This window comes from Novosphingobium gossypii, assembly GCF_050433305.1.
GTDB lineage: Bacteria > Pseudomonadota > Alphaproteobacteria > Sphingomonadales > Sphingomonadaceae > Novosphingobium > Novosphingobium gossypii.
Window position 1 is genome coordinate 206,641 of sequence record NZ_JBNPXM010000007.1, and the last position, 21,449, is coordinate 228,089.

The 21,449-nt window shown below is 68.6% G+C and carries 23 protein-coding genes; 3 read left to right on the plus strand and 20 right to left on the minus strand.

Features of this window, described 5'->3' with window-relative positions; genetic code table 11:
- Positions 1-3: 3 nt before the first annotated feature.
- The gene (locus GGR40_RS14675) at positions 4-2,337 is read right to left on the minus strand and encodes an O-linked N-acetylglucosamine transferase, SPINDLY family protein (protein ID WP_429276995.1); all 2,334 of its coding nucleotides are present in this window, start codon (positions 2,335-2,337) and stop codon (positions 4-6) included.
- Between GGR40_RS14675 and GGR40_RS14680 the strand changes: the two genes are divergently transcribed.
- Positions 2,336-3,484, plus strand: a complete 1,149-nt coding sequence (locus GGR40_RS14680) for a pyridoxal phosphate-dependent aminotransferase (protein WP_429276996.1) — start codon at positions 2,336-2,338, stop codon at positions 3,482-3,484. The genes GGR40_RS14675 and GGR40_RS14680 overlap by 2 nt on opposite strands.
- A gap of 235 nt (positions 3,485-3,719) precedes the next feature.
- Positions 3,720-4,166 carry a hypothetical protein gene (locus GGR40_RS14685; RefSeq protein WP_429276997.1) on the plus strand — a complete coding sequence of 149 codons (447 nt, stop codon included), beginning with the start codon at positions 3,720-3,722 and terminating at the stop codon, positions 4,164-4,166.
- A 202-nt stretch (positions 4,167-4,368) separates the two neighbouring features.
- On the opposite strand, the gene GGR40_RS14690 is transcribed toward GGR40_RS14685, so the two are convergent.
- The 19 genes from GGR40_RS14690 to GGR40_RS14780 all read right to left on the minus strand — a co-directional run bounded on the left by GGR40_RS14690 (position 4,369) and on the right by GGR40_RS14780 (position 20,863).
- Complete coding sequence (locus tag GGR40_RS14690; RefSeq protein WP_429276998.1) at positions 4,369-4,998, minus strand: response regulator transcription factor; 630 nt, start codon at positions 4,996-4,998, stop codon at positions 4,369-4,371.
- Positions 4,999-5,166: 168 nt separating this feature from the next.
- Positions 5,167-5,559 carry a flagellar protein FliS gene (locus GGR40_RS14695; protein ID WP_429276999.1) on the minus strand — a complete coding sequence of 131 codons (393 nt, stop codon included), beginning with the start codon at positions 5,557-5,559 and terminating at the stop codon, positions 5,167-5,169.
- Positions 5,541-6,962 carry a flagellar filament capping protein FliD gene (gene fliD, locus GGR40_RS14700; RefSeq protein WP_429277000.1) on the minus strand — a complete coding sequence of 474 codons (1,422 nt, stop codon included), beginning with the start codon at positions 6,960-6,962 and terminating at the stop codon, positions 5,541-5,543. Before fliD ends, GGR40_RS14695 begins: the two co-directional genes overlap by 19 nt.
- A gap of 46 nt (positions 6,963-7,008) precedes the next feature.
- Positions 7,009-8,148 (minus strand): EscU/YscU/HrcU family type III secretion system export apparatus switch protein, encoded by a 1,140-nt coding sequence (locus GGR40_RS14705; protein WP_429277001.1) that lies wholly within the window; start codon positions 8,146-8,148, stop codon positions 7,009-7,011.
- On the minus strand, positions 8,145-8,924 hold the full coding sequence (gene fliR, locus GGR40_RS14710) for a flagellar biosynthetic protein FliR (RefSeq protein ID WP_429277002.1): 780 nt from the start codon (positions 8,922-8,924) through the stop codon (positions 8,145-8,147). Before fliR ends, GGR40_RS14705 begins: the two co-directional genes overlap by 4 nt.
- Before the next feature lie 10 nt (positions 8,925-8,934).
- Entirely contained in the window at positions 8,935-9,225 is a 291-nt protein-coding gene (gene fliQ, locus GGR40_RS14715) for a flagellar biosynthesis protein FliQ (RefSeq protein ID WP_429277003.1), read from the minus strand.
- Positions 9,225-9,980, minus strand: a complete 756-nt coding sequence (fliP, locus tag GGR40_RS14720; RefSeq protein WP_429277023.1) for a flagellar type III secretion system pore protein FliP — start codon at positions 9,978-9,980, stop codon at positions 9,225-9,227. Before fliP ends, fliQ begins: the two co-directional genes overlap by 1 nt.
- A gap of 38 nt (positions 9,981-10,018) precedes the next feature.
- Positions 10,019-10,306, minus strand: a complete 288-nt coding sequence (locus tag GGR40_RS14725) for a flagellar biosynthetic protein FliO (protein ID WP_429277004.1) — start codon at positions 10,304-10,306, stop codon at positions 10,019-10,021.
- 12 nt (positions 10,307-10,318) lie between these two features.
- On the minus strand, positions 10,319-10,621 hold the full coding sequence (gene fliN / locus GGR40_RS14730; RefSeq protein WP_429277005.1) for a flagellar motor switch protein FliN: 303 nt from the start codon (positions 10,619-10,621) through the stop codon (positions 10,319-10,321).
- A 34-nt stretch (positions 10,622-10,655) separates the two neighbouring features.
- Positions 10,656-11,540, minus strand: coding sequence for a FliM/FliN family flagellar motor switch protein (locus GGR40_RS14735; protein ID WP_429277006.1), 885 nt, complete (start codon positions 11,538-11,540; stop codon positions 10,656-10,658).
- 8 nt (positions 11,541-11,548) lie between these two features.
- Complete coding sequence (locus GGR40_RS14740; RefSeq protein ID WP_429277007.1) at positions 11,549-12,148, minus strand: flagellar basal body-associated FliL family protein; 600 nt, start codon at positions 12,146-12,148, stop codon at positions 11,549-11,551.
- A 26-nt stretch (positions 12,149-12,174) separates the two neighbouring features.
- Positions 12,175-14,094, minus strand: coding sequence for a hypothetical protein (locus tag GGR40_RS14745; protein ID WP_429277008.1), 1,920 nt, complete (start codon positions 14,092-14,094; stop codon positions 12,175-12,177).
- Between the two features lie 63 nt (positions 14,095-14,157).
- A complete protein-coding gene (locus GGR40_RS14750) occupies positions 14,158-14,583 on the minus strand; it encodes a hypothetical protein (protein WP_429277009.1) in 426 nt (141 codons plus the stop codon).
- On the minus strand, positions 14,580-15,893 hold the full coding sequence (locus GGR40_RS14755; protein ID WP_429277010.1) for a FliI/YscN family ATPase: 1,314 nt from the start codon (positions 15,891-15,893) through the stop codon (positions 14,580-14,582). Before GGR40_RS14755 ends, GGR40_RS14750 begins: the two co-directional genes overlap by 4 nt.
- 14 nt (positions 15,894-15,907) lie before the next feature.
- A complete protein-coding gene (locus GGR40_RS14760; protein ID WP_429277011.1) occupies positions 15,908-16,531 on the minus strand; it encodes a FliH/SctL family protein in 624 nt (207 codons plus the stop codon).
- Positions 16,515-17,531: a flagellar motor switch protein FliG gene (gene fliG, locus GGR40_RS14765; protein ID WP_429277012.1), complete on the minus strand. Its 1,017-nt coding sequence runs from the start codon at positions 17,529-17,531 to the stop codon at positions 16,515-16,517. Before fliG ends, GGR40_RS14760 begins: the two co-directional genes overlap by 17 nt.
- Positions 17,531-19,186, minus strand: a complete 1,656-nt coding sequence (fliF, locus tag GGR40_RS14770; RefSeq protein WP_429277013.1) for a flagellar basal-body MS-ring/collar protein FliF — start codon at positions 19,184-19,186, stop codon at positions 17,531-17,533. Before fliF ends, fliG begins: the two co-directional genes overlap by 1 nt.
- A gap of 4 nt (positions 19,187-19,190) precedes the next feature.
- Entirely contained in the window at positions 19,191-19,556 is a 366-nt protein-coding gene (gene fliE / locus GGR40_RS14775; protein WP_429277014.1) for a flagellar hook-basal body complex protein FliE, read from the minus strand.
- The gene (locus tag GGR40_RS14780) at positions 19,553-20,863 is read right to left on the minus strand and encodes a sigma-54 interaction domain-containing protein (RefSeq protein WP_429277015.1); all 1,311 of its coding nucleotides are present in this window, start codon (positions 20,861-20,863) and stop codon (positions 19,553-19,555) included. Before GGR40_RS14780 ends, fliE begins: the two co-directional genes overlap by 4 nt.
- Positions 20,864-21,297: 434 nt before the next feature.
- On the opposite strand from GGR40_RS14780, the gene GGR40_RS14785 reads away from it, so the two are divergent.
- Positions 21,298-21,449, plus strand: a 152-nt coding sequence (locus GGR40_RS14785) for a flagellin N-terminal helical domain-containing protein (RefSeq protein ID WP_459077263.1), incomplete at its 3' end; no start/stop codon positions are given.

Below are 21,449 nucleotides of genomic sequence, written 5' to 3' on the forward strand. Positions count from 1 at the left end.
CGGTCAGCGCACCTCGAACGGCGCGGGCGGCAGGCCTTCCACCTGTCGCCGCTGCATTTCGGTGAAGGCGTGTTCCACCCGGCGAGTCAGCCCGGCGGTATCGAACAGCGCGCATTGCAGGCGGTTCTCCACCAGCCGTGCGCGCAAGGTCGCCATCCGGGCCCGGTCGGTGGCAAGCGCCTGCGCGGTCCGCATGTACTCCTCGACGTGATCGACCGCCAGCTCCGGTAGTCCGGCGGCGCTCACAAGGCTTGCCGCCACCCGCGCTGCGAACTGCCGCCCGGCCAGCGTCAGCACCGGCAGTCCCGCCCACAATGCATCACTGGCGGTGGTATGGGCGTTGACCGAGAAAGTATCGAGAAACAGGTCGGCGTGGACCAGCCGCCCGAGGTGCTCTGCGTGGGGGACGGGCGGCGCGAAGACGATCCGCCCGGCAGGCACGCTGCGCGCGGCGGCCTCTTGCAGAAGGTTCGCCTCGGCCCATGGATTGGTGCGCAGCAGCCATAGCACGCTACCCTCGACGTCACGCAGCAGCCCCATCCAGACGTCCCATTCGGCGGGCGAGATCTTGTAGCACTGGTTGAAACAGGCGAAGACGAAGCCCGTCTCGGGCAGTCCCCAGCCGACGCGGCCAAGGGTGTCGGGGACGATCGGGCGCCGGTCATCGTTGGCCTGGTAGCAGTGCGCCAGACGCACCACATTCTCGGCGAAACCCGCCCCCGCGCCGTGGGGCACCGTCATCCGGTCTGCCAGCACGTAGTCGATGCAGGGGTGCCCCAGCGTGCCCGGATAGCCCATCCAGCTCACCTGCACGGGCGCGAGGCGATGACCGAACAGGCGGCTGCGGGTGCCCATGGTATAACCCTTGAGATCGACAGCAATGTCCAGCCCGGCAGCGCGGGCATGGGCCACCACGTCATCGTCGCGCATGTCGCCGATCTCCACGAAGGTGTCGGCATGCGCGCGCAGGGCGACGCGGGCGGCATCGTTCTCGCGCCGTGGTCCGTAGCTGTAGAGGTGCACGGCGAAGCGGGCGCGGTCGTGCTCGCGGAAGAAGCCGGCCATCAGGTGCATCGTCGCGTGATCGTGGAAGTCGGCGGAAAAATAGCCGACGCGGATGCGCCCATCGGGAGCCGGAGCGGGCTCGGGCAGCGATGCCGCCGCCGGGAACATCCGCGCAGCGCAGGCCTGCGACCGGCGAAGCTGGTGCACCGGGTCGTCCACGAAAGGCAGCGACGCGAAAGGTTGCACGGCGGCGGCTTCCGGCCCGTCGGTCAGGGCATATTCGTCGCGGTGGCGCCAGTCGCAGATGTGGGCCTCCTCGAACAGGGCCTGCAACCGGGCAGAGGCGTCGTCCGGGTCCACTGCCAGCGCGGCGCGGAAGGCAGCGATGGCGGCGGTGCGTTCGCCCATCAGCGACAGCGTCTTGCCGCGGTTGACCAGCGCCCGCCGGTCGTCAGGCGCGATCGCCAGCGCGCGGTCGAATGCATCAAGCGCTTGGGGGGCATCTTGCGCGGCCAAAAACTGCGCGCCCATGTTGTTGAGCGCGTCGGCATGGTCCGGGCGCAGCGCGGCGGCGGTGGCGAAACAGGCGATGGCCTCGGCCCGCCGCCCCTGCCGCGCGCGCAGGTTGCCGAGGTTGTAATGGGCGTCGGCGTGGCCCGGATCGACGGCGATGGCTTCCGCGAACAGGTGCGCCGCCTCGTCCAGACGGCCCGCCGTGTCGAGCAGGCCGGCAAGGTTGTAGCGGGCATCGGCATAGTCGGGCGCGCGTGAAACCACCTCGCGGAGGACCGCCTCGGCTTCGGGCACGCGGTCCTGCCGGGTCAGCGCCACGGCCAGGTTGTTGCAGGCCGCCTGCGCATGGGGGTCGGCCTCCACGGCGCGGCGGAACGCGATTTCCGCGCCCGCAGCGTCTCCCAGTTCCAGCATCGCAGCGCCCAGCAGGTTGTGGACGCCGTGGGCATGGGGATGCGCGCTGGAAAGCGCTTCGCCGCACTCCACTGCTTCGGCCATGCGCCCGGCCTCGAACGCGGCGACCATGCGATCGAACTGCAGCTGGGCGGGGGTGTCGGGGGATGAAGCCGCATCCAGCGCGCGCAGGCCTTCCAGCGCGCGGGGGTTGCGGGGAAAATGTGCCAGCACCCGCAGGTACAGCGCACGCGCATCTTGCGCCGCGCCCTTGCGCGCGGCGGTTCGGGCCTTGGTCAGCAGGCTTTGCACTCCGGTCATCGCTTCGGTCTGGCGGGGACGTGCTTCATATCCGGTCACCGGCGGCATCCGGGCTTCTACGGGCCGGATTGCATCGCGTGGCGGCGGGGCGTAGCAGGCGGGCATGATCGCCCAGGTTGAACCGTTCCACGCCACCACCATCGGCCGCCTCGCCTACGAACTCGCCGCCGAAGGGCGCGACGTGATCCACATGGAGTACGGCCAGCCGTCCACCGGCGCGCCCGCCGCCGCCATCGCCGCCGCGCATGCTGCGCTGGATGCCGAGGCTGGGGGCTACTGGGAAAGTTCGGCGCTGCGTGAACGCATCGCGCGCCATTACCGTGACGCCTACGGGGTGGACGTCTCGCCGGAGCAGGTATTCCTGACCTGCGGCGCTTCGCCGGCGTTCGTGCTGGCGCTGTCGTGCTGCTTCCGGCCCGGCGCGCGGGTGGCGCTGGCGCGGCCGGGCTACGTGGCGTACCGCAATGCCATGCGCACGCTCTACATAGAGCCGGTGGAGCTGCCCTGCGGCCCGGCTGAGCGTTACCAGATCACCGCCGCCGCGCTCGACGCGCTGGATCCCGCGCCCGATGGGCTGATCGTCGCCAGCCCGGCAAACCCCACCGGCACCGTCATCGCGCGGCAGGAACTGGCGGCGATTGCCGAAGTCTGCGCGCGCAAGAACATCACCATGATCTCGGACGAGATCTATCACGGCCTGACGTACGCGGTGGAGGCCGATTCGCTGCTGCAGCACGCTCCGCAGGCGCTGGTGGTGAACAGTTTTTCCAAGTGGTTCTCGATGGCGGGATGGCGGCTGGGCTGGCTGGTGGTGCCGCCGCACCTGATCGATCCGGCGCGCGCGCGAATCGCCAACCTGTTCCTGACGCCGCCGGTGCTGGCGCAGCACGCCGGGCTGGTCGCCTTCGACTGCACCGGGGAACTGGAAGGCCACCACGCCAACTATGCGCGCAATCGCGAAGTGCTGCTGGCCGCACTGCCCCGCCTTGGCTTGCAGCGGATCGCGCCGCCGGACGGGGCATTCTACATCTGGGCGGACATCGGTCATCTGACGAATGACAGCTTCGCCTTCTGCCGCCAACTGCTGGCCGATACCGCCGTCGCCACCGCGCCCGGCGTCGATTTCGACCCAGTAGACGGTAACCGCTTCATCCGGTTCAGTTTTGCCGTGTCCACCGCTGAAATCGAAGACGCGATAGAGCGGATGGTGCCGTGGTTCGCCGCCCGTCGTGAAGCTGTCGGCGGGGGATGAGGCGTCGATCCCAGAGGGTAATTGTCGGAAGGGGTGTCTCGGAACAGGAATTTCCTCCGCAATAATGCTGAAGGACTTTGCGTAGTCTTGACCCTACGGGAGCTTCACCTGCCCTCTATAAGTTGTAACAAGGCGGGACAGCGAATCCGGGCTAGGGAACTGTGCGTATTGACGCGAAGGCCCTTCCGGGGACTGTGGCGCACCCTTCGGCACGCGAAAAATAACGATAAACGCAATGGCAACGACCCTGGATCAATTCGTGGACGAGCGTGCGCAGGCCCGCCGCCTGCGTGACTTCCTGCATGACTGTGCAGGCAGCGCCCCGTGCGAGGAAGCCGACCGCGTGCGCGAAGCGCTGACGCTGCTGGGTGGCGCAGGCCTGGACGGAGCGACCCCATTCGACCACGCGCGGATCGAGGCCATGCTAGCCTGCGGGGCAGCGATGAGCGCGGTGCTGGAAATCCTGGGCCCTGACATGCCGTTCATGCTTTCGCGCGGGGGAAGCGATTCCTGTCTGGCCACGGTGGTTCCGGCTGGTGGCCCCGAAGAAGCGATTGCCGAGGGACCTACCCTGGCGCTGGCGATGCTGGCCGGCCACGTGGCTGCGGTGCTTTCGCGCATGGAGCGGGTCGGCCATCTGATCGAAATGCCCATGGCATCTGCGTCGCTGCGCCTGCACTAGGTTCTTGAGCAGAAGTCGCACTGCCGTGGCTGGCGCCTGACAGGCCCGGCCGGGAGGGGGAGCGACCGGGCCTGCCCCTTCGACTGCGGGATCAGGCGTCGGCGCCTTGGCAACGGAAGGAGCGCCGACGCATCCCTTGTACGTCCCGCGTGGCTAACGCGGCGTTGACGAGGGGTTACGGACCTTTCCGCAAGACCGCCCCTCAGTTCACCAGCGAGGCTTCGATGGCGATGCGGATGGCGTCCGAGGTGTGGTTCGCGCCCAGCTTGTTGAGCATGTTGGCGCGGTGGATTTCCACGGTCCGCGGGCTGATGGACAGCTTTTCCCCGATCAGGCGGTTGGACAGGCCGCTGGCGACCCCGCCCAGCACTTCGCGTTCGCGCCGGGTCAGGCGGTCGACGCGAGCGCGGGCCATGACTTCGCGCAGCTTGGCATTGCCCATGCTTTCGGCGCGGGTGATCGCCTTGGCGAGGCTGTCCGTCAGTTCTTCCGGCGAGATCGGCCAGGCGATGTAGTCGATCGCCCCGTCCAGGATGGCCTGGACGATCCGTTGCGCGCCCGGTTCTTCCGAAAAGGCGATGATCGGGAACCATTCGCCGTGGCTGGCCATGCTTTCGATCAGTTCGTCGATGGCGCCTGCCTGATCGTGGATGAGCACCACGCCCGACCGCGGCCAGGCCATCGCGAGTTCGGAAATATTCTCGAACGGTTCGACGTGGATGCCGCCGCTGGACAACGCATGGCTGATGGCGGCGCGACGGCGCATGTCGGCATCGATGAGGATCAGGTTCGAGATAAGGTCCACGGCGAGGCTCCCATCCATACCCTTCATTGGGTTTGTGCCTAGGGAGTTATTCGCATCCCCTTCGCCCCGTCGCGCCCGACCTGCTCCGAAACCGAGGCAAGTGCGGGGCTAATGGCGGCTAACCCGCCTTTTTCCGTGACCCGCGCGTTGACCGAAACGGGTACGTCGTCCCGTTTCGAGCCCGTTGGGACACCATCATCCGGCCAGCAGGGCCTGCCCGATCTCGGCGAAATCGCTGCGCAGCGTGGTGATCGCATCGGCATCGAACGCCAGCGCATTGTCGAGGATCGTGCGCCGCGCCCCTTCGTAGAGCTGGCCCAGCGCCGCCGCCATGCCGTCCGTCCCGGCGACGCCCATCTGCAGCGCGGTGATGGCGGTGAGGGCGCGGGTCATCGACCGGCTTTTCAGGCAGTTGTCGCCGTTGGCGTCGGCGTGGACGGCGGTGCCCAGCGCGCTGACGAGATGTTCGTAGCACAAATGCACCAGCTCTGCCGGTCCCGCGCCGCTGACGCGCGCGTCGAAGTCCACCCTGCGATAGGCTTCCTGAGGGGAGGTCTGCATCAGCATGGTCAGCTCGACTTGTTCCACTGGGCGATCTGGTTGGTCAGCATCGCCAGCGTCGATTTCGATGCGCCGATGCGCGTTTCGGACGCGGTGTACTGCGCCACCAGCCGCGCGCGCAGCTTTTCCTGCTGTTCGGCAAGGTCGGTCTTTTCGGTGGTGAGGCCGGTCTTCTTCTTGGTGTAGCCCGCGATCGAGCTGCCCAGCGAATAGGCGTCCGACGTCGTCGTGGTGGCGCGGTAGATCTTGTCCACTGTGGCGAAGACGCCGTTGACGCCGTTGGTGAACATCGCCGCCACTCCTTTGGGATCGGCGGCCTGCGTGGCGCTGAGGCGGTCGGTGTCGAGGGTGAAGGTGCCGTCGCGCTGGAGCTTGAGGCCAAGGTCGGCCAGCGTCCTTGCCGCGCCCGTGGCGCCCGGCATGATCGTGGTGCCACCAAGGCCGGAGAGCGATCGCTTGAGCGCGCGGGCACCCGCATCGTTCGCCAGGTCGCCGCCCAGCGACGTGGCGCTGTTGAGGGCGGTGACGACTTCGTTCAGGGCATCGACGAAGTCCTGCATCGAACTGGCGATGGCGCTCGATGGGTCGGAGAAGCCGACCGTGGTGGGCGCGCCGACATTGGTGGCGGCCAGTTGCAGCTTCACGCCGGGGATCGCGTCGGTGACGGTGTTGGACGTGGCCGTCATCGGCAGGCCGTCCACCTTGAACGCGGCATCGGTGGCGGTGTTCATCAGCGTGCCGTTGGCGGAGCCGGGCGACCACGCGAGGGCGGACAGGCTGGCATCGCCAGTTTCCAGAACGAAGCCGTTGGCCGCGCCCTCCGCGCCCTTGAGCACCAGCTGCGCGCCGTTGACGGTGGTGGTGACATAGGCGCTGACGCCCGCATCCGCGCCATTGATTGCGGTGGCGACGTCGGCCAGCGTCGCGCCTTGCGGGATGGCGATACCGACTGCGGCGTGGGCAGTGTCGTGTGCGAAGGCGCCGCCTGTGACGGTGCCGAACTTCAGCGTCAGTGTGCCCGATCCGACCGGGCTGGTGGTGGCCGCAAAGGGCGCGCTCGCCAGCTGCTGGCGCGCGGCCAGTTGCGTCACTTCGAGCGAGAAACTGCCGCTCGGCTGGCTGGAGCCGGACAGCGTGGCGGTGGCGACGGCGGCATTGGCAATGCTGGGCGTGCGGGCCAGACTGCCCGAACGCACCAGCGCGCCCAGCGAGGTGTCGAGCCCCAGCATCAGCGACTTGATGTTGGAGGCGGCGGAAATCTGCGCGTCCAGCTTGTCTGACCGGGCCGCCAGCCGTTCGTTGCGCGATGCGAACTGGGCGTTCGCAAGGTTGTTGGCCAGCGCCGTCATGTCCACGCCGCTGCCCCCGCCAAGCGCGGTCACGATCGAGGTCGTGGTGGTGGCCGAAGTGGTGGAGGAGGTGCTGGTCATGCGCGTTAGAACGGCGGCGGCAGGCGGCGATTAAGGCTTGGGCCGATCATGACACCGACCCCGGATCGAGCCTTCCCTCGGCGTCGAAGCGCAGGGTCACCGGCACCGCGACTTCGGGATTTGGCCGCTTTTCCCCGCGTTTCAGCGCCAGAACGAAGGCAAGCAGCGCGGCAACGGCGACGTAGTGTTCCTCTCGGATCACCTGCCTTTCGCGTGTAGTGTAGAACACCGAGCGGGCAAGCGCGGGGTATTGCAGCACCGGCACCTTGTGCTCTGCCGCCAGTTCGCGCATCGCCAGCGCCTTGTCCCCGCGTCCCTTGGCGACGAGGATCGGCGCGGCGGCCTTCGCCGGGTCATAGGCCAGCGCGACGGCGAAGTGCGTGGGGTTGGCGATGACGAACTGCGCCTGCTGCATTGCCGGGACCAGCCCGCCCATCGCGATCTTGCGCTGCCGCTCCTTGATGGCGGCCTTCTTTTCGGGCGCGCCTTCGGCTTCCTTGGATTCGTCGCGCACATCCTGCAGCGTCATCATCAGCCGCTTGTTGCGGCGGAACAGCTGGATCGGCAGATCGACCAGCGCGATCAGGAACAGCCCGGCGGACAGCCAGAACAGCAGCAGGACGATGGTATTCCACGCCCATGCCAGCTGCGCGAACACGTCGCCGCGTCCCAGCCGGGCGAAGGCGTCGATCCGGCCCTCTGCCCAGACCCACGCGATCACCCCCAGCAACGCGACCTTGGCAAGGCCCTTCGCCATCTCGATCCAGCCGGAAGGGCCGAACACGCGCTTGAGACCGGACATGGGGTTCACCCGCGAACCCTTGGGTGCAAGGTTGCCGCCGATCCAGCGGCCCTGCCCGAAACTCAGCTGCGCCAGCAGGGATATGGCGACGACGCCAAGGCCCAGCACCGCGATCGGCGGCAGCGCGGCAACGAGGGCGCGGGTCAGCATCGTGCCGGGCGCAAATTCGTCCAGCCCGGCGCGGTCGAAGGTGAAGCTGGTGCGGATCAGATCCTCGCACATATCCAGCAGCCACGGCCCTGCCAGCAGCAGCCAGGCCCCGCCGATCGCCATCGAGGCTGCCGTTGCCAGTTCGCGCGGGCGGATGACGTCGCCGCGCTTGGCCGCATCGCGCAGGCGCTTTTCGGAGGGGGCGAAGCTCTTCTCGCCTTCCTGCTCGCTCACTGGAACAGTTCCTCGGCATGGTCGAGCGCTTCGGCGGAGAGGCGGGTGACGAGGTCGGTCAGCACCGGGGCCGAGATCATCATCGCCGCGATGCCGCCCAGCACGCCCATCGGCAGGCCCAGCGAGAACAGGTTGAGCGCCGGGGCGGAGCGGCTGAGCACGCCCGCCACCAGCTGCACCACCAGCAGCACCAGCGTCACCGGCAGCGCGATGGCGACCGCGGTGAGGAACATCTGGCCCGCAAAGCCCGAGACGAGGGAGAACCGCTCCGGCCCCAGCCAGGTCTGGCCCGGCGGGAATACGTCATACGACTGGATCACCAGCCCGAACCATTGCAGATGCGCACCCAGCGCCAGGAACACCACGGTCATCACGACCATGAAATACTGGCCGATCGCCGGGGACTGGGTGCCTGCCACGGGATCGACCGCGACGGCCATGTTCATGCCCATGCCGCCGCCGATGATCTCCGCCGCGATGATTGGCGCAGCGAACGACAGCTGCAGGATGAACCCCAGCGTCAGGCCGACCAGCACTTCGCCCATGACTGTTAACAGGCCCGGCACCGACAATAGCTGCGGCGGCGCCTGCACCTGCGTCCAGGCGCAGACCAGCACCGCCAGCGCGCCCGCCACCATGACGCGCACCTGCGGCGGCACCGTCACCGCGCCGAACAGCGGCGCCGCCACCAGTGCGGCGCCGATGCGGGTCATGACGAAGACCAGCCGCCAGAACTCGGCCTCCAGCGGGCCGAAGCCGAAGTCGACCCCGTTCATGATGGGCCGTTCAATGCGACGCCTGCGTCTGCTGGCCTGTGGCAGCGATCTGGGCAAAGATGTCCTGCGTGTAGTCGGCGATCAGCGTCATCATCGAACCGCCCAGCAGCACCAGCACCAGTGCGATGACGGCCAGCTTTGGCACGAAGGTCAGCGTCTGCTCGTTTACCGAAGTCGCGGCCTGCACGATCCCGATGACAAGCCCCACCGCCAGCGAGGCCAGCAGGACCGGCGCGGAGACGAGCGCGGTCACCCACAGCATCCGGTCCGCAAGGGCGAGGAGGGCGCTTATGTCATCCATCACCCGAAACTCTGCGCCAGCGAACCCATCAGCAGCGACCAGCCGTCCACCATCACGAACAGCAGCAGCTTGAACGGCAACGAGACGACCATCGGGCTCATCATCGCCATGCCCAGGCTCATCAGGACGGAGGACACCACGAGGTCGATCACCAGGAACGGCAGGAACAGCATGAAGCCGATCTGGAACGCGGTCTTCAGTTCGCTGGTCACGAAGGCGGGCAGCAGGATGGAGAACGGCACGTCGGCGGCGCTGGCAAAGCGCGGGGCCTTGGCCATTTCGGCGAACATCAGCAGGTCGCGTTCGCGCGTCTGGCGGATCATGAAGGCGTGGAACGCCTGCCCGCCGTTCCTGATGGCACCCTCGGCGTTCAGCGTGCCCGCCGCGTAAGGGGCGATGGCGGTGCGGTTCACCGTGTCCAGCGTGGGCGCCATGACGAACAGCGACAGGAACATCGACAGCCCGATCAGCACTTGGTTGGGCGGCGACTGCTGCAACCCGATGGCCTGCCGCAGGATCGACAGCACCACCAGAATGCGGGTGAAGCTGGTCATCATCAGGATCAGGCTGGGCAGGATCGTCAGCAGCCCCATGATGAGGAGCAGCTGCAGCGACATCGTCATGCCCGGCCCGTCGGTGCCGCCCAGCGAACCAAACGCGCGGTCAAGTGCGCCGGGGATGGCTGCGGGGGGCTGGCCGGTGGCCTGAGCGGCGGCCTGTTGAGCATGGGCGCTGGCAGAGATCACCAGCCCCATCACCACGGCACCGATAGCTCCGCAGCGGGAGAGGAAGCTCACTCCTCCACCTCCACCCGCTCGACCGGGCGCGGCCTTGCGGGCGCCTCCGCCAGCCGCGTCAGCCCGCTGCGCGATGCGGAGACGAGGATTTCGCGCCCGTGGAACTCGATCACCGCCAGCTTGAGCGTGGGCGACAGCATCGTGGTCTCGACAATGCGGATGGTCTTCGATCCCGTGCCGATCCCGGCGCGCGCCTGCACCATCTTCGCCAGCCGCAGGCAGCCCCACACCATCGCGGCGATCAGCGGCAGCAGGATCAGCAGCTTGAGGACGTACCACAGCATGAGCCCGCCCCTTCATTCACCGCTTTCGCCGGGCAGGCCCAGCGCATCGTCAGGGGCGGCGGTTTCCTCCACGCCCAGCATCTCGACGATGCGCAGGCCGAACCGGCCGTTGTGCGAGACGACCTCGCCCTTGGCGATGGGCTTGCCGTTGACCAGCACGTCGAGCAGGTCGTCGGTCATGCGGTCCAGCATGACCAGGCTTTCGGGGCCAAGCGCCAGAATGTCCTTCAGCTTCATCTGCGACCGGCCCAGTTCGACCGAAAGGCGCACATCGACGTCACGGAGAAAATCGAGGCCGCGGGAATGGATACTCATGTTTGTGGGTGTTCCTCGATCTTCAAATAGAGTTTCAAAAGGCATTCTGGACCTGGATCGCCACGCGATCCTCGACTTCGCCGACGGTGCCGGCAGCGATGGTGCGCCCGTCCACCCGCAGCGGCACCGCGCGCGCCACCGTCACCGGCAGCACGTCGCCGGGCCGCAGCGCGGACAGCCGGGAAAAGGGCAGGGTCATGTCGACCAGCACCGCCGTCACCTCGATCGGCAGCGAGGCGAAGGGTTCGCCGTCGGGGCCAGGGCGGCTGGTGCGCGGGGCCGCACGCCGCCGTCTGCGGGGCGCGACAAGGGCGCTCGCCAGCGTGCCCAGCGGAAAGGCAAGGGCAAGCGACCATGGTTCGGCGCCCGGTTCCTCGATCTCCAGCACGATCCGCAGCAATGGTTCGCCGGGGCCGAACGGGGCCAGCTGCGCCAGAACGGTGTCGCGCCGCAGCGGCATGACGCGGTGCACCTCGTCCCCACCCATCCCGGCGGACAGCGCGGCGGCGATGGCATCCTCCATGCGCGCCAGCAGCAGTTCGGCGGAAAGCGGAAAGCGCGTGGGCAGCGGATCGGGCAGCAGCCCGCGCCCGCCGAACGTGCGGTCCAGCAGCCGCAGCACCGGCGCCGCCTCGAAGCTGGCGAGCAGCGGCAGGCGCTTGGGGCCAAGACCCATCAGGGCATGCGCAGTCAGACCCTTTTCCTCGGCGATCAGGGCCTGCAGCGTGCCCTCGGCGGGAATGCCGATGCGCACCACGGGCGGTTCGCTGCCGGACACGCGGCCCAGCCCAGAGGGCAGGGTGCGCGCCAGCGTCTCTCCCAGCTGGGTCAGCGGGCGCACCATCTCGGCGATGGACGGCCCCGCGCCGAGCAGTTCGGCGGCGTGGCGGGCCTTGCGGGGCGGTGTGGAGGCAGCCATGCGCGGCCTCACTGGACGATGAAGTTGCGGAAGTAGACGGCGTCGACGCCGCCGAACCCTTCCTTCTGGACGAGCACCTGGTTGATCGCCGCCGTCATGCGCTTTTGCAGGCGATCCTTGCCTTCGGGGGTAGAGGCGTCTTCCTCGGGCGTGTCGGCAAGGATGCCCAGCAACCGGGACCGGATCGCCAGTTCGTGCTTGCCCAGCCATTGCAGCACCCGCCCGTCGCGCCGGGTGGAGCAGGCGATGCTGGCCTGCACCATCGCGTCGCTGCCCTTGAGGTTGGAGGTGAAATCGTCGGTGAAGGTGTAGTAGGCGGTGCGGTATTCGTCGCCGCCTTCGCTTTCGGCCTCTTCTCCGCCGCCTTCCTCACCCTCGCCTTCCTTGGCGGGGGGAGCGAAGGGGTCGACTTCGCCCTTCCTTACCAGCTGCGGGCCTTCGGGCTTCTTTTCCTCGGCATGGCTGCCGCCAATGACGCCCGCCGCCATCAGCCCGAACACGCCGCCGCCGCCCACCGCCAGCATGCCGACGGCGACCAGGATCAGCCCCAGCTTACCCTTCTTCTTTTTCGGCGCGTCGTCATCGACCTTGGGAGTCTTGTCACTCATTCACCAATTCCCTGTTGCGGCGGCGATCAGGCGTAGACGCCGCCCGGGCGACGATCGTCGCGGGGGCGGGCGGGCGTGCCGGGTTGTTGCTGGTCCTGCTGGCGCTGGCCGGTGTTGTTGCCGGCGCCGCCGTTCGTCCCTTCCCGGCGCTGCTGCTGTTGGCTGGCGGAGCCGTCGGCGCGTGCCTGCTGACCGTTCTGGGTCTGCGCGTTCTGGGCCTGTGCGCTCTGGCTCTGCTGCTGCGATGAAGGATTGTCCTGACGCGGCTGGTCCTGCGTACCGGCGCCCGCAGCGCCGCTGGCGACTGCGACGGCAGCGGCCTGTACCGCCGGTACGAAATCGGCATCGCGGCTGGACAGCGTGACCGAAAGGCCGCCTTCGTCCTGCCCCAGCTGCATCGCCACGCGCCCGAATTCGGCATGGTCGAAAGCGGTGCGTACCACATGCGGCGCGGCGGCTTCACGCGCTTCGGCAAGGCGCGAGACGAGCGTGTCGAAATCCTGCGGCGATTCGCTCACTGTCGATGGGGCGTGGCCGGCGATGGCGGCTTCCGGGGTAACAGACCCGGCTGCGGCAAGGGCGGGCGAAACCAACAACGAGGCGGGCGGCTGCGGATCCTCGGGGATGGGACGAGTGGCAGCAGGTTCCGAAGCGCTTGGCCGCTCAGCCGTGGCGTCTATCGAAACCGGTGCGCTGCGGTGCGGTTCAGGAGCGATGGCGGGCGTTTCGGGCGCAGGCGGTACGTCCGGCATCACCGTCGCGCGGGCCGGCGGCGGCTCGATGGTCGGCGCCGTGGCCATCCGGGGCGCAGGTTGTGCAGTGGCGCTCTGCTGCGGCATGGTTCGGGAATCGGGGCTTTGCACTGCCTGAGCCGGGGGCGGTGTCGCGGATGAGGGGGCATCACCGGGAATGCCCGCCGCGGCCTGCGCTATCGACAGCGCCACTGGCCGCTCAGGCAGCACCCCCGGCGTCGCCGCGACCGTTACCGGCGTACGAAGCGAAGGCTGCGCCGCCGCGTCAGTCATGGCGGCGGTGAATTTCGCCGTGTCGATGGCGGGCGGGGCGCGGTCATCCGCAATGCGGACGATCTCGATCGGCTCGAACCGGATCGCGCGAACCTGCTCGGGCACGATCGGCGAGGGCGACGCGCTCTGGTTCTCCGTCGGCTGAGCCGGCGTGCGAAGGGTGGCTGGTCGCGTGGTCCGGTCTGCTGTCACCGGAGGGGTGAGGATTGCCTGCACGTCGGGCGCCACCGGCGCCAGCATATCCGGCGCGGCAACGAGGGGCATCGTCGATGCGATCGCGTCCTTTGCGCCCGGCGCCGCGATGCTATCGGCAGGGGCATCGATCGTCGGAGCGACAGCCGCTTCGGGTGCGGTGCCCTGCGGCAACATCTTGCCGCTGCTCTTGCCGTTCTTGCCGTCCGGCAGCGGTGCCGCAGCGACGGTCGGCAGTGACTGGGCATGTGCAGGCACAAGCGCCGACGGTGCAGGCAAGGGCGTGCCTTCCGTCGACGCGGTGGCGGGCGGCGCTTTGGAAGGCGCGGCAGCGCCGTTCTCGGCGACCGATGATCCGGCAGCCAGATGCACGGTCAGCGCGATGCGTGACGGCGCGGAAAAAGCCGGGATGGGAGCATCGGGATCAGGTTCCGCCCTTGGCGCGGAGGTTGCGACGCCTGCCTGCTTCACCAGCGCTTCAAGGCCGCTCTGCACGCCCTTCACGGCATCCGCCAGCGGCGTTGCGGCTGCGGCGGTCAGGCCGGTGGCGGTCAGGCCGGTCGCGGTCAGTGAGGGCATCGCAGGCGGCCCTTCTTCCCCCGGCGCAGATACAGGTGCACCCGCACTGCCCAGCAGCGCGGCAAAGTCGCCGGGCAGGGCGACAGCCGCCGATGCGCCCGGCGTCGGGGGGAGAGCGACGGTCAGCGTGGGGGCGGTACTCTGGATCATGCGGAGCGTCGGTCCTTGGGCAATGGGGCGTGTCAGGGTCAGGCAGGCCCGCCCCGGCAAAGGTTAATCAAGTTCCGTGCCAGACGCCCTTTTGCCGCCCAGTGCGGGCTCTTGCGCCTTGCTGGCGACGACGCGGGCCTGCGCCGTGGCGCGGTCCTCGATGGCGGCGCGGCGGCGTTCCGCTTCGACCAGCAGCTGTTGCTTGGCATCGGCGATCGCCTGGGCCCGCAGCGCGTCGCCATCGGTGGTGCGGGTAAGCGTTCGCATTCCGTCGACGAAACGCCCGACCTGATGCAGCGAAGCGCCATCCGGCGCGTCGCGGCGGGCGGCGTATCCGGCGGCGAGGTTTCGGGTGCGGTCGGACAGGTTGCGCAGTTGCGCCAGCGTGCTTTCCGCCTGCGCCGCCTCGGTCGCCGCTGTCTGCTTGGCGATCGCGCGCAGTTTTTCCAGCCGGTTGAGCCGCGCCAGCTTCTTGCGCTCGGCGGTCATGACATCAGGCTCGTCAGCTGGGCGGCGCTTTGTGCCAGCGTCACGACTTCGCCCTGCGGCTGGCACAGGAAGCCGGTGAGCGCGCCGTGCATGGCGATCGCGCGGTCGAGCTGCGGGTCTGCGCCCTGTCGATAGGCCCCCATCAGCACAAGGTCGCGGTTAGCCTCGTAGCTGGCGGTCAGCGCGCGGAAGGTGCGGGCCGCCTGCTGATGCTCACGCGGGACGATGTCATTCATCACACGACTGAGGGACGCTGCGATGTCTATCGCCGGATACTGCCCGCGCTGGGCCAGATCGCGCGACAGCACGACGTGTCCGTCCAGGATCGACCGAGCGGTGTCCACCACCGGGTCGTCCTGGTTGTCGCCGTCCGCCAGCACGGTGTAGAGGCCGGTGATCGAGCCGCCGCTGGCCGCCGAATTGCCCGCGCGCTCCACCAGCTTGGTGATCGTGGCAAGGGCGGACGGGGGGTAGCCGCGCGCTGCGCCGGGTTCGCCCAGCAGCAGGCCGATCTCGCGCCCGGCGTGGGCCACGCGGGTCAGGCTGTCCAGGATCAGCAGCACGTTGCGGCCCGCTGCGCGGAAATGCTCGGCCATCGACGTCGCCAGCATCGCCCCGCGCAGGCGCAGATTGGGGGCGTGGTCGGCGGGGACGGCAACGATGACGGTCTTGTGCCGCTTGGCATCGTGCATGTGGCGTTCGACAAAGTCCGACACCTCGCGCGCGCGTTCGCCGATCAGGCCGACGACGATGATGTCCGCGCTGGCGCCGTGGGCGATCATGTCGATCAGCACCGACTTGCCGACGCCCGACCCCGCCATCACGCCGATCCGCTGGCCAATGCCGAACGTGGTCATCGCGTTCAGCGCGCGCACGCCGGTGTCGAACGGGCGGCGCACCGGACTGCGGTCCAGCGCCGAGGTGCGCACGCCGCCGGACGGCCATTCGAGCCGGGTGTGGATGGGCAACCCGCCGTCGATCGGCAGTCCCTCTCCATCCACCGCGCGGCCCAGGAACGCCTCGCCCACCGGCAGCATGCCGGGATGCCCCTCTGGCACGACGCGGGCGCCCGGGCGCAGAAGCGTGGTGTCGCCCAGCAACATCATCATCGTGCGCCCGTTGCGAAAGCCGATGACCTCTGCGGCGAGCGTCGCGCGCCCGTTGGCGACCTTGCACAGCGCGCCGACCGGGATCGACAGCCCGCTGACTTCCAGCAGCCCGCCGTCGCAGGCGGTGACGATGCCGAACCGGCGCGGGCCGAGTTCGGCAGGGGCGGCGGCGAAGTCGGCGAGTATCCGGGCGTATGTCATCAGACCCTGTCCTGTCAGGCCTGATGCAGCGCTTCGGCGATGGCCAGGCGCCAGGCGGCAGGGCCGTCCTCGACGCCGCCGGTCGCGGTTTCGACGCGCACGGTGCCGCGTTCCAGCAAGGGATCGGGGCGCACGGTCCAGTCCGCTTGAAGGCGTGCGGATACCAGTTCGATGTCGGCGGGGTGCAGCCGCACCACCCGCTCGTCGTCGGCGCGCGTGAGCATGGACACGGCGCGGGCGATGCGGTTGGTGAGTGCCACCTCGTCCAGCGCCAGCGGGCCGAGCGCCGCTTCGCACAGGGCTGCTACGGTATCGCGCAGGCGCAGCCGCAGGTCTTCGGCCATCGTCGCGTCGAGCCGGGCGAAGGACAGCGCCAGTTCCTCGCGCGCGCGGTCGTCGGCCAGCATGCGTGCGGCGGCCTCGGCGGTGGCGGTGGCATGGCCCTCGGCATAGCCGCGCCCGTATGTCTCGGTCAGGATGTCGGGCGCGTCCGCAGCGATGTCGTGATGCGGCACGAGTATCTCGGGCAGGGCGCTGAATCGCGTGGTGGGGCGGAACGCGGGCGCCTGCCCCAGCGCCTCGGCCAGCGAGATGCGCGGTCGCGGGACAGTGAAGCCCATGTCAGACATAGTCGTCATCCCCCGATGAGCCGAAGACGATGGCGCCGTCCGCCGCCAGCTTGCGGGCGACGGCGACGACGGCCTTCTGCGCGGTCACCACGTCAGCCAGCTTGACCCGTCCGCGCGCGGCTATCTCGTCGCGCACGCCGTCCGCGGCGCGGCTGGACATGGCGCGGAAGAAGACCTCCCGCTCGTCCTCGGAAATGCCCTTGAGTGCATCGATCAGCGTTTCGTTGGGCACGTCGCGCAGCAGTGCCCCCATCGCCTGCGGGTCGAGGACGAAGAGGTGCTCGAACTTGAACATCTCCTCCTCGATCTGGCGGGCCAGCACCTTGTCGCGCTTGGTCAGCGCGCCCATGACGTGCTTTTCGGCGACCTTGCCGATGGAATTGATGATCTGCGCGGCCTCGCGCGCGCCGCCCATTTGAAGCGGGCGTTCGCCATGCGCCTCGGAAATGCGGCGGGACAGCACTTCCTCCAGCATCTCCAGCGCATGGGGCGCGACGGGGCCGAGGGTGGCGATGCGGTGGACGATCTCGGGCTGCACCTCGGGCGGCAGACCGTGCATCACCGCCGCCGCCACTTCGGGGTCCAGCTGGATCAGCAGCACGGCGATCGCCTGCGGATGCTCGCCCTTCACCAGCGGGATCAGCGCATCGGGCGTCAGCCAGCGCGCCAGTTCCAGCGAGGACGTTCCCGTGGCCGCCGCCGCCGGAGCTATGCGGCGCATCATGTTCTCGGTCTTCACCTCGCCCAGCGCCCGGTTCATCATCGTGCGGACCTGGCCGACGCGATCGTGGACGACGAGGCCCATCTTCTCGGTCTTCTCGACAAAGCCGGTGATGGCGCTGGCGATGACGTCCGGGCCGATCTCGCCCAGTTGCACCATCTTTTCGCCCAGCAGGCGCAGTTCGTGGGGTTCGAGCGCAGACAGGATATGCGTGGTCTGGTCCTCGTCCAGCAGCATCATCATGACCGCCGCGTTGTCGACGGGGGCCATCGGGCTAATTTCGGTCATCAGGCGGCTTTCTGGTCGTCAGGCGGGTTGAGCATCTGGCGCAGGACAAGGACGGCGCTATCGGGCTTTTCGGCAACGAGGCGCTGGGCGATTTCCAGCTGGCGGGCGAGGAGTTCGGCACGGCTGATCTCAACCGCGACGCCTTCGACGTCCGAGATTTCCGGGCGCGCGGTGAGGGCGGCGGTGGTGGAGGGCAGGCTGTCGTCCAGCTGGACGTCGCCCTTCCTGCCCTTCTTCGCCGGTTTGCCGCCGCGCAGGGCGGTGATCATCGGCCGCACGCCCAGCAGCAGCACCAGCAGCACGGCCAGCACCGCTGCGCCGTTGCGCACGATCATGGCGAACCAATCAGTCTCGTAGAACGGCGTTGCCTCGACCGGGGGCGGGGTGAACTTGCGGGTGACGATCTTCACCGTGTCCCCCCGCGCCTGATCGGCCCCGACCGCCGCGCTGACGAGCGACTGCAGATCCTGGATTTCCTGCGGCTTGGCTCCCTTCATGGCGTCGGCACTGATGGCGACGGCCACGGTCAGGCGCTTGATGTTGCCGGGACCGGTTTCGGAAACCGACACCTGCCGGCCCAGTTCGTAGGTGCGGCTGGACGAACTCTCGCCGTTCTGCGGGGTGGCGCCGGGCGCAGTGGCGGTCGGCGTCCCCTGCGGCGCGCCGGGGACGGCCTGCGTGGCAGGGGGCGGGGTGTTGGACAGGACGCCGGGCACACCGCCCGCCTGCCCCGCGCCTGCGGTGGAGGACTGCTGCTGCTGTTCGCTGCGCACCACCCCGTCCTTGTCGTAGCTTTCGCGCGCGGCGGTCACCTGATCCATGTTCAGTTCCACCTGCGCCTCGGTGGTGAACTTGCCGTCGCCCAGCATCGGGGTGAGCAGCTGTGAAACCTGTTCGCGCAGCTTGGATTCAAGGCGCGATTGCATGTCGAGCCGCGCGTTGTCGCCGTTGCGGCTGCCTTCGGACAGCAGTTGCCCATGCTGGTCCACCACGCGCACGGCATCGGGCGACAGGCCCGGCACCGATGCGGCGACGAGGTTGACGATCGCCGCGACCTGGCTCTGACTGAGGCTGCGGCCCGAACGCAGGCGCACCATCACCGACGCGGTGGGCGCCACGTTGTCCCGCACGAAGACCGAGCGTTCGGCCTCTGCCAGATGCACGCGCACAGCCTCCACGCCGTCGATCTGGCCGATGGTCAGTTGCAGGTCGTGTTCGCGCGCGGAACGCAGCCGCTGCCCTTCCAGCGTGCGGCTGGCGCCCATCGGCAGCTTGTCCAGCATCTGGTCGCCGCTTTCGGGGCTGGACAATGCACCGTCCTGCGCCACCAGCATGCGGGCCTTGTAGTAATCCGCCTCGGACACGGTGAGGGCGCCGGTCTGGTTGTCGATGCGATAGGCGATCTGCGCCCCGTCGAGCGCTTCCGCCACGCCCGCGCGCTCCGAATCGTCAAGCTGGGCGTAGAGGACGCGCTGCGGGGTGGGGGCCATCAGGCTCCAGGTCAGCGCTGCGCCGCCGATCGCGGACAGGCCGATGAAGACCGGCAGCATCTTCCTGACGGCGGGCTGCTGCGTGATCGCGGAAAGCCGCGTCAGCACGCTGCCACCAGCGGCGAACGGCGATGCGGGACCGCCTGCGGGGACGAGGTCGGCCATCTACTCAGACTCCCATCCGCATGATGTCCTGATAGGCGGACAGCAGCTTGTTGCGGACCTGCAGCGTGGCTTCGAAGGCGACGCCCGCTTCCTGCCTGGCCAGCATGACCTTGGCGACGTCGGTGACCTCGCCCTTTTCGTAGGCGACGGAGAGGTCTTCGGAGCGCTGCTGCACGGCGCTGACGCCGTTCAGGGCGCTATGCAGGCTGTTGGCGAAGCCACCGCCCGCGCCCTCCGTGGCAGAGGGCTGGTTGGCGGCCTGCGTGGTGTGGATTTCGCGCAGAAGGTCGTTGCGAGAGATGATCTGCTGGCGCAGCGCCAGGATCTGCTGAATCCCGCCGCCCGCACCGATGGAGGGAAGACCGTTCATCGGCCACCCCCGGCGGCGCGATGGCTGATCTCGATCCCGGCCTCACGCATGGAGGCCAGCCGATAGCGCAGGGTGCGTTCCGAAATGCCCAGTTCGCGGGCGGCGCGCAGGCGGTTGCCGCCGCATGCGTCCAGCACTTCCACGATGTGGCGCGCCTCGGAATGCTGGACGATGCTGGACAGCTTGCGCGTTGCCCCGTGGTCGTCGGCATCGATGTCCGGCACCATGCCCGCGCCGCCATGGGCCACGGCAAGCCCGCCGATGGCCAGATGGCTGACAAGGCGCGCCGGGCTGTCGAACACGATGTGCTCGGGCGCGATGGTGGCGCTGCCCTGCGACAGCAGCAGGGCGCGGCGCACCACGTTCTCCAGTTCGCGCACATTGCCCGGCCACGAATGCAGCTTGAGCATCGCCAGCGCGCTTTCGGTGAAGCACGGCGTCGTCCCCGGCGAATGGCGCAGCGCCAGCGCGAAGGCGAGCGGAGCGATGTCGTCCGCGCGTTCGCGCAGCGGGCGCAGTGTCAGGGGGAAGACGTTGAGGCGATAGTAAAGGTCCGCGCGGAAGCGGCCTTCGGCGACTTCGGCGGGAAGGTCGCGGTTGGCGCAGGCGATGATCCGCACGTCCACCTTGATCGCCCGGGTCGAGCCGATCGGCACCACTTCCTGTTCCTGCAGCGCGCGCAGCAACTTGGCCTGCAGCGGCAGCGGCAGTTCGGCGATCTCGTCCAGCAGCAGGGTGCCGCCGTCCGCAGCACGCATGAAGCCCTCGCTGGCTGAAGTGGCGCCGGTGAAGGCGCCCTTCTGGTGGCCGAACAGCATCGCTTCCAGCATCGTTTCGGGCATGGCGGCGCAGTTCACCGCGATGAACGGCCCGGCGCGGCGGTTGGAACGCATGTGGATGAAGCGGCTGAGCACTTCCTTGCCGGTGCCGGTCGGTCCGTTGATGAGAACGGGGATGTCGCTGACGGCCAGCCGTTCGGCCAGCGCGAAGACCGACAGGCTTTCCGGATCGGCGGCGATCGGGTCTTCCGGCCCGGCCATGGCCGCCAGGATCATCGCCAGCGAACTTTCGCTGACGGGATCGGTGTACGTGACCGCCGTGTGCCCGGCGCCTTCGCGCACGATCGCCGGGGTCGCAGCGCGCGACAGGGTGACGCGGCGGTTGCGCGGCTTGATCGGGCTGTGGTCCTCGCCATCGCGAAAATCGATTGCAGAGACATCGAAAAGAGAGGCGGCGATAGCACCCGCGCGCTGCATCAGCGGGCCGTGCAGGCGGAGCGTTTCCTGGGTGTAGAGCAGTCCGACCATGTCGCATTCCTTCCGGAATTAACCGTGTTCCGAAGATGCTTATGCAGGGGGCACGGCAAAAAGAGCGGTAATTTAAGGGGGCGTAGGTTTGCGTAGTCCTGCCACCGGACATTTCGGAGCGCGCGTTGCGCCCGCGCGCGCGTAAGGCCCCCGCAATGCGGGCGTGAGGCGCGTCCGGGCCGAGATCGCCCGTTTGTCATTGGTGGTTCGGAACAGCCGCGCATGGCTTGCCGCCGCGTTAAGATTCGGGAAGCGGCTGGCCCGCCACACGAATCGGGCCTTGCGAATGCGGGGCAACGCCAGGCGCGATTCGGACCCGCAAACGATTGTTGATGGCCGGACTTAAAGTTCCCCCGCTGCTGCCGGTCTAGTGGCTGGCGGCGCTGGGAACCCACCCGCCGGGACCAACGGGACACTTCACGGGAACACGCACAATGTCTGTCATCAACACCAACATCAGCGCGATCCGCGCTTCGAACGCTTCCAATTCCGCCAACAAGATGCTGGGCACGGCGATGGAGCGCCTGTCGACCGGCAAGCGCATCAACTCGGCCAAGGACGACGCGGCGGGTCTGGCGATCTCGAC